9 protein-coding genes are annotated in these 5,928 nt (G+C 38.7%); all 9 read right to left on the reverse strand.

Annotation, left to right across the window (positions count from 1 at the left end):
- Window positions 1–529: 529 nt before the first annotated feature.
- A complete protein-coding gene (locus JOD21_RS19530; RefSeq protein ID WP_275579615.1) occupies window positions 530–664 on the reverse strand; it encodes a hypothetical protein in 135 nt (44 codons plus the stop codon).
- Window positions 657–1,088, reverse strand: coding sequence for a hypothetical protein (locus JOD21_RS19005; RefSeq protein ID WP_204731069.1), 432 nt, complete (start codon window positions 1,086–1,088; stop codon window positions 657–659). Before JOD21_RS19005 ends, JOD21_RS19530 begins: the two co-directional genes overlap by 8 nt.
- A gap of 216 nt (window positions 1,089–1,304) precedes the next feature.
- Entirely contained in the window at window positions 1,305–2,018 is a 714-nt protein-coding gene (locus JOD21_RS19010; protein WP_204731070.1) for a zonular occludens toxin domain-containing protein, read from the reverse strand.
- Window positions 2,019–2,406: 388 nt separating this feature from the next.
- Window positions 2,407–3,816, reverse strand: a complete 1,410-nt coding sequence (locus JOD21_RS19015) for a hypothetical protein (protein ID WP_204731071.1) — start codon at window positions 3,814–3,816, stop codon at window positions 2,407–2,409.
- A 99-nt stretch (window positions 3,817–3,915) separates the two neighbouring features.
- On the reverse strand, window positions 3,916–4,080 hold the full coding sequence (locus tag JOD21_RS19020; protein ID WP_204731072.1) for a hypothetical protein: 165 nt from the start codon (window positions 4,078–4,080) through the stop codon (window positions 3,916–3,918).
- Window positions 4,081–4,102: 22 nt separating this feature from the next.
- Complete coding sequence (locus JOD21_RS19025) at window positions 4,103–4,351, reverse strand: hypothetical protein (protein ID WP_204731073.1); 249 nt, start codon at window positions 4,349–4,351, stop codon at window positions 4,103–4,105.
- A 10-nt stretch (window positions 4,352–4,361) separates the two neighbouring features.
- On the reverse strand, window positions 4,362–4,619 hold the full coding sequence (locus tag JOD21_RS19030; protein WP_204731074.1) for a hypothetical protein: 258 nt from the start codon (window positions 4,617–4,619) through the stop codon (window positions 4,362–4,364).
- 113 nt (window positions 4,620–4,732) lie between these two features.
- Window positions 4,733–4,885: a type II toxin-antitoxin system HicB family antitoxin gene (locus tag JOD21_RS19035; protein ID WP_204731075.1), complete on the reverse strand. Its 153-nt coding sequence runs from the start codon at window positions 4,883–4,885 to the stop codon at window positions 4,733–4,735.
- A 23-nt stretch (window positions 4,886–4,908) separates the two neighbouring features.
- Window positions 4,909–5,763, reverse strand: a complete 855-nt coding sequence (locus JOD21_RS19040) for a rolling circle replication-associated protein (RefSeq protein WP_204731076.1) — start codon at window positions 5,761–5,763, stop codon at window positions 4,909–4,911.
- Window positions 5,764–5,928: the final 165 nt, after the last annotated feature.

Consider the following 5,928-nt stretch of genomic DNA (forward strand, 5'->3'; position numbering starts at 1 on the left):
ATATATAAACGCGTTTTTTTTGGTGCAGTTCTAAACCTTTCAGACCTTGGACGCTGTCCAAACCTGCCGGGGAAACTCTTTCCCCGAACCCCTATCAATCGAACCCCCAACCCCCAATCCTTGGGGGCTTTCAGCTAAGCGCTGGGCTGCCAAAAGGATGGACGGGGAACAACCACCCCTTTCCACTCCTTTTGTCGTGTTAAGCATACTGGGCTATTGCAGGCATCAACTCCTTAAATTCCCTTCACTACGTTCCGGTCAGACATTTACCGTTGACACCGCGTCATTATCTACCACTTGCCATGCAAACCTAATTAGCAAACGCTAGTTTTTACCATTCAATTGTTGAAAGCAGACGCAGTTTTCCAGAGCAAAGATAAGACCTCGGACGCTGTCCAAACCTGCCGGGGAAACTCTTTCCCCGAACCCCTATTCTAAGTTCAAAAGCTTTCAGACCTTGGACGCTGTCCAAACCTGCTGGGGAAACTCTTTCCCCAAACCCCTATCCTAAGTTCAAAGGCAGTCCGAATCATGTTTTGTCGACACTGAACCTCGGTTCGATCACAAAATAAGTAAGCCAAAGAGCAAAACCCAAACCAAAAACCACCGCACCAGCTGCAGGAACAAAAAACATTATTTTTAAAAGGATTGTAATCTCATTCATTAAGTACCTCCTTTTGTGATTGTATATAATCTCTTTCAATCAACCCTCGTAAATATTTCGATCTGGAACCACTTTGTTCCTTTACATTTCGATCTACAAAAGACCAAATTTCCTCAGATAAAGTCAAAGAAACCTTTTTTGTAACTCCTAAAGAAGGCCTACCAATCTTATTAGGGTAAACAAGATCATAAGTTTTTTCGAATGAAAATTCAGAAGGATATCTATGAGATTCTTTGCAATGATCAAGATAAATACCACCCTCAGTAAAAATAACTAAGACCTCATTAGTATCAGAATCGTAATAGAATAATGAAGCAGTTTCCTGATCTGTTGTATTAATAAAATGAGAATAGTTTCTTATCAAATCTGAGTAATCTTTGTCAGAGAGTAGTTGTTGTACTTGTTCCAAAAATAAAGTTTTCATTATTATTACCTCCCTTTAAGTTACTTTTATTATAACACTTTAAGTTACCTAAAGTAAAGAGGTTTAAAAAAATATTTTCATGTTCTAAGGTTATACAGTAAAAAACAGCCTATATATCAGGCTGTCAGTCTACTTCATTATCTAACTGAATAGCCAAAACGATTTCCCTAGTGACAAATGAGACGGGTATGATCAGCAAGATACCGAACCATAACATCATGAGATTCTGTCTCTCCTTTCAACAAACTGTGTCTTTTTCAATCTTTCAATCTTTGCATAGGAATCATACATTTCACGAATATCATTGTCCTGAACAAAGTTCTTACGCCATTTACGTTTAAGTTTTTGCTTTCTGATAGGGTCTTGAATAACAGCTTCAAACTCCTGGGCATCAAATGCTTTAAGCCAAGTCCAGCGACCAAGTAATGTATAACACTCAATAACCTCTGATGTTTGTTCCCTAAGTGGTTTAGCAACACGAGTGAAAACTTGTGATGAAGCTATAATTTTTACTTTTTGCTTTCTTTGCTGCGTGATCTCAGAGAGCATTGATTCGGGAAAGTTCTTCCAATCAGTTGAGTTAAATTCATTCTGAATTTCATCAATAGCAAAAATAACGCCATCTTCGCCATTACGAATTTCAAAGAAATCCTTCCAATCAATCATTGGTTGATCTTCAGCATGATAGCCAAAGTTCGTAACGATCTTGACGTTAGGATAAAGCTTTCTCATACGCTCTAAATACTCAACCATAGCCATTGTCTTGCCAGTACCTTGAAAGCCAGTAAATAGAGATACACCATATTCAGAAAATGGTTTACCGTACTTTTTGATATAAGCGAGATCAATAAAGTAATACTTCCAAAACAATAAGAATTTGAGCCAAAACTTTTGGTTTACATACTTTTTATAGATTCTTTTTTTAGACATTTTTACTCCCTCTTTTAAATTGCTGATATAAATACCTTCTTTAGCTGTGGGAGGGATTGCGCGTGTCGCGCTGCGCTTGCGACACTTTCGCAAACCCTCCTCTATCAGTTAATCGAAGGTATTTTATTAATCAGCCAATTTATTACCGACATTGTGAAATCTAAGGAATACATGAGTAATATGATTGGTAAAACTATTAGCATAGTATCAACTGGAACAATACAAGATACTGATTGTATTGCATTCCATAAAGCTGATTGAGATTCTATAAAATCAAGTGGTATTTTCATGACTGGAAGAAGTCCAATAATGAATAATACAAGTGCTAGAAATGCGTCCATGACAGTGTATATAAGACTGGAAAACCATTCACCAATCCAGTTAAACATTAAGTAGAAATACCTCCTGTCCTATTAAAGAATCCAGTGAGTTTTCTGAATACATAAAAGGCAGTAAAGAAGTAAATCAAGCCGGACATAATAGGACGCCACCAGCTAGAATGCTGTGTTATAAAATCGGATTTCATAAAAACATACTCTTTTCCTTGAAATGTACCTTTTATATCAGGGAACGAACCACAAGAACCACCAATAACAGGCATGAGAAATGCAAAGTCTGAAGGCGTATTAATCTTTTTGGAAAGCTCAGTTTCTATCGGCCCCCAAAAGTAAGAGAAATCAAGTGGACCGACTTTAGGAACTTCTGAAGGAGGTATATCTGGAAAAGTAATTTCACCTTCAGGAGTAGTGCCAGGATCTCCCCCCGGATCTGTGCCGGGATCTGTACCGGGATCAGTACCAGGATCTAATTCTTTTAATGGCTCATTCCAGGGAGTAGTAACTTCTTCCGGATAATCAGCAGAATCAGGAATATTAATTTCTACCTCTTGCGGATAAGTTGAAGGCACTTCAACAGGATTGTCTAATACCTGAAGCCCTGGTGATGATGTTCTCAACGGATCTAACAACGGATTAATTGTTGTAGGCAAAGGATCAACAGATCCATGAGAAACAGGAGTAGATTTTATCAATGGATAATCTTTGATTGTATTACCTTCTTCGAGTATCAAATCAGAATAACTATATATTGCTACCCCAGCACTCGTTTCATCATAATTAGGATTAGCTTTAGTGAATCCGTCTACCTGCCAAAATAAATGACCGTTTACAAGAAAATAAGACATAATAGGCATAGCATTGGAAAATCCTCTTGAAGTAGCATGAATTGATCCATCTGGTGCAATAACTTCTACAAAAGAATATTCTGGATTTTGAGCAACTTTCTCAACTAGAGTAAAACCACCAGCAGATTTCAAATATTCTCCACTTTCTAATCCTTCTGCATAATCGCCTATTACGTCCATTAATTCTTCTTGATCTTGAGCGTGTTTTATACCTGCATACACATCATAAGCAATATCAATGCCAAGTAACATTGCACCAGTACCAAGAACAAATTTACTAAAGCCATTCGTATCTGAAGGAATCAATTCAGCAGGTTTCATATTTGCCATTTGAGATTGAAATCTTGCAAGTTCTTCAGCTTCCCATTGCTTTCCTATTTCATCATAATATTTAATCTTTTCGTGTACTTCTAAATTCCATCTTTGTACAGCCTTTTCCCTTGCAGACTTTGTGGCAATGTTGACACCTGCCTTTTCCATTATTCCAAGCGCTGCACGTTCCCCAACTGTTCCAGCAGCAATACGAACTAACACAGGTGCAGCAGCGTCTGTTCTGGAAGGGTATAAAGGTATTAGCAAAATAACTGTTAATAAAATAATCATTGTTTTTTTCATTATGCACCTACAAAAAAAGGGAGGACTGATGTCCCCCCGTATGGAGTTAAGTTTAAAAATAAATGCGAGCCACAGCACCGTTCATCGTGATTGATCGGATTAGATAAACTTGTAGATAATACGTGGGATAAGTGATACCCCAACAAGAATTGCCATAATAGCAACACCAGCAGTAGTAAGTGGTACAGCATTAGAACTGATAGAACTCACCATAGGATCAAGCATTGCTGATGTGATATCAAAACCTGTTGCGCCTTCAACCATTATTCTCTCACCTCCTTTCAGGTCACCTCAAACGACCAAGGAAAGGCATGAGTGTTACCCATAAATAGATGACTATTATTGCCAGTGGTATGTAAACAGTTGCGTACCCCCATACTGCAGACGAACCGGCTTGAACTATATCCATAGCCGAAAGAATTTCATCCAGCTTTTCAATAATCTCAGCGTCATTTTCTAATTGCATTACGTAGTATTCAGCTAACTGATCTGTACCTTCTGTCGGTTGGTTAACCTCTTGCGTTCCCGGAGTCATTCGAAATCACCTATCCAAGTTTTTTTAAGCCAACAACAACAACCTTTGTTGTTTTACCAGGCGTTCTCATTTCTAAAAACGGTTGTACCTTCGTACCTTTTGGTGGAAGGTCTGTTTCAATAATGTATTTAGGATCATAAGCCAAAATATGATTTTCATAAGTCAACGGATCAGCAAATTTCAACTTGTTCCAACGAATAGTGTCCTGAGTCTTTTCGTCCTGGAAACTCCCTGAATCTTCGCTCACAAATACCAATTCTTGTTTCATCTGTTCGCATCTCCCTCATAATTAGGTCTTTTGTATGCGAACAAATATTCTAAACAGGGATATTTGTTCGCTTTTTAAGTATAAAAAAACCCTGCTTTAATAGCAAGGCTTTTTTACGTCTTTTTCTGAAAATATTCTTCTAGCAGTTTTGCGATTAATCTTGATCTATTGTAACCGTGCTGTTGAATCGCATTTAACAACCTGCCGGGAAGGGATACAGTAACGCTTTTCTTAACTTCTTCTTCTGGTTTTCTTTTTCTACCCATTAGCGCTCCTTCTTCAGTTGTCCTTAACTCCTTAATAGATTATACTCTAAATAGTTGATTTTTCCGAGATATTCCGAATCATACTCATTCGTGAATGTCTCTTTTTTTGTTTTCATAGCTTCTACAATCTTTAAGGCTTCAATTCCGTTAAAAACTTCAGGTTGCGCTAACCCTTTAGATGACAAATACGCTTTCTTGCCTTTCAACCTTTCCTCGTTGACTTCCTTAGTCATATACTTAGTAAGATATGCACCAACATTATCAACGTTCTGACCCTTTTTAGTCTTATTCATGCGCTGGATATCGACAAAACCATGACACCAAACCTCTTCTCCAATCTTACGTTCAAGCGCCCTCAATTCATCATTATCCTGCCAACTCAAAGGAGCATTGCAAATCATGTGATAGTGAACCCTGCCCCTTTTGGTAAACTCCCTAACAGCAATATAATCAAATTTGTCCTTCCCTCTATTACTCAGCTTGCGTATAAACGCTTTAAAATGCTTGTCCGATACAGACACCTGATCTTCAAGCTGTTCCATCTCTGAAGCGTATGTAAGAGTAATGAACAAGGACTCAGCATTGAAGTTTGCGATAGCTAACCGCCTGCACTTGTTCCGAGCGTCTCTGAGCGTCTGCATACGCCTTTGAGTGACCCTATCACCCTTATTGTCCTTATCTTCCCAAAACTCCTTATTAACGCCGCCCTGACCGGCAAAAGGTAGCAACCTCGATCTTTGTTCACCATCATCAGTTAAATAGCGCTCACGATAGCCAATAGGCTCACCGACGTCCAACTCTCTCTGACCGCCTGCAGGAGCACGTTCCATCTGGTAGACTTCTACAACGTGATTAGTGACTATTACCTTGTAATGCACAAACCTTAAACCCCCTTTGGATTGTGGTAGCACTTTCTTTTTGGTTCTAACTATGTGCTACAATCAAGTTATATATAAACGCGTTTTTTTTGGTGCAGTTCTAAACCTTTCAGACCTTGGACGCTGTCCAAACCTGCCGGGGAAACTCTTTCCCCGAACCCCTAT

This window comes from Jeotgalibacillus terrae (assembly GCF_016908195.1).
GTDB classification, from domain to species: Bacteria; Bacillota; Bacilli; order Bacillales; family Jeotgalibacillaceae; genus Jeotgalibacillus; species Jeotgalibacillus terrae.

Coding starts and splice junctions, on each gene's coding strand:
- JOD21_RS19530 (WP_275579615.1), bottom strand. CDS start 664: ATGAATGAGATTACAATCCTTTTAAAAATAATGTTTTTTGTTCCTGCA.
- JOD21_RS19005 (WP_204731069.1), bottom strand. CDS start 1,088: ATGAAAACTTTATTTTTGGAACAAGTACAACAACTACTCTCTGACAAA.
- JOD21_RS19010 (WP_204731070.1), bottom strand. CDS start 2,018: ATGTCTAAAAAAAGAATCTATAAAAAGTATGTAAACCAAAAGTTTTGG.
- JOD21_RS19015 (WP_204731071.1), bottom strand. CDS start 3,816: ATGAAAAAAACAATGATTATTTTATTAACAGTTATTTTGCTAATACCT.
- JOD21_RS19020 (WP_204731072.1), bottom strand. CDS start 4,080: ATGGTTGAAGGCGCAACAGGTTTTGATATCACATCAGCAATGCTTGAT.
- JOD21_RS19025 (WP_204731073.1), bottom strand. CDS start 4,351: ATGACTCCGGGAACGCAAGAGGTTAACCAACCGACAGAAGGTACAGAT.
- JOD21_RS19030 (WP_204731074.1), bottom strand. CDS start 4,619: ATGAAACAAGAATTGGTATTTGTGAGCGAAGATTCAGGGAGTTTCCAG.
- JOD21_RS19035 (WP_204731075.1), bottom strand. CDS start 4,885: ATGGGTAGAAAAAGAAAACCAGAAGAAGAAGTTAAGAAAAGCGTTACT.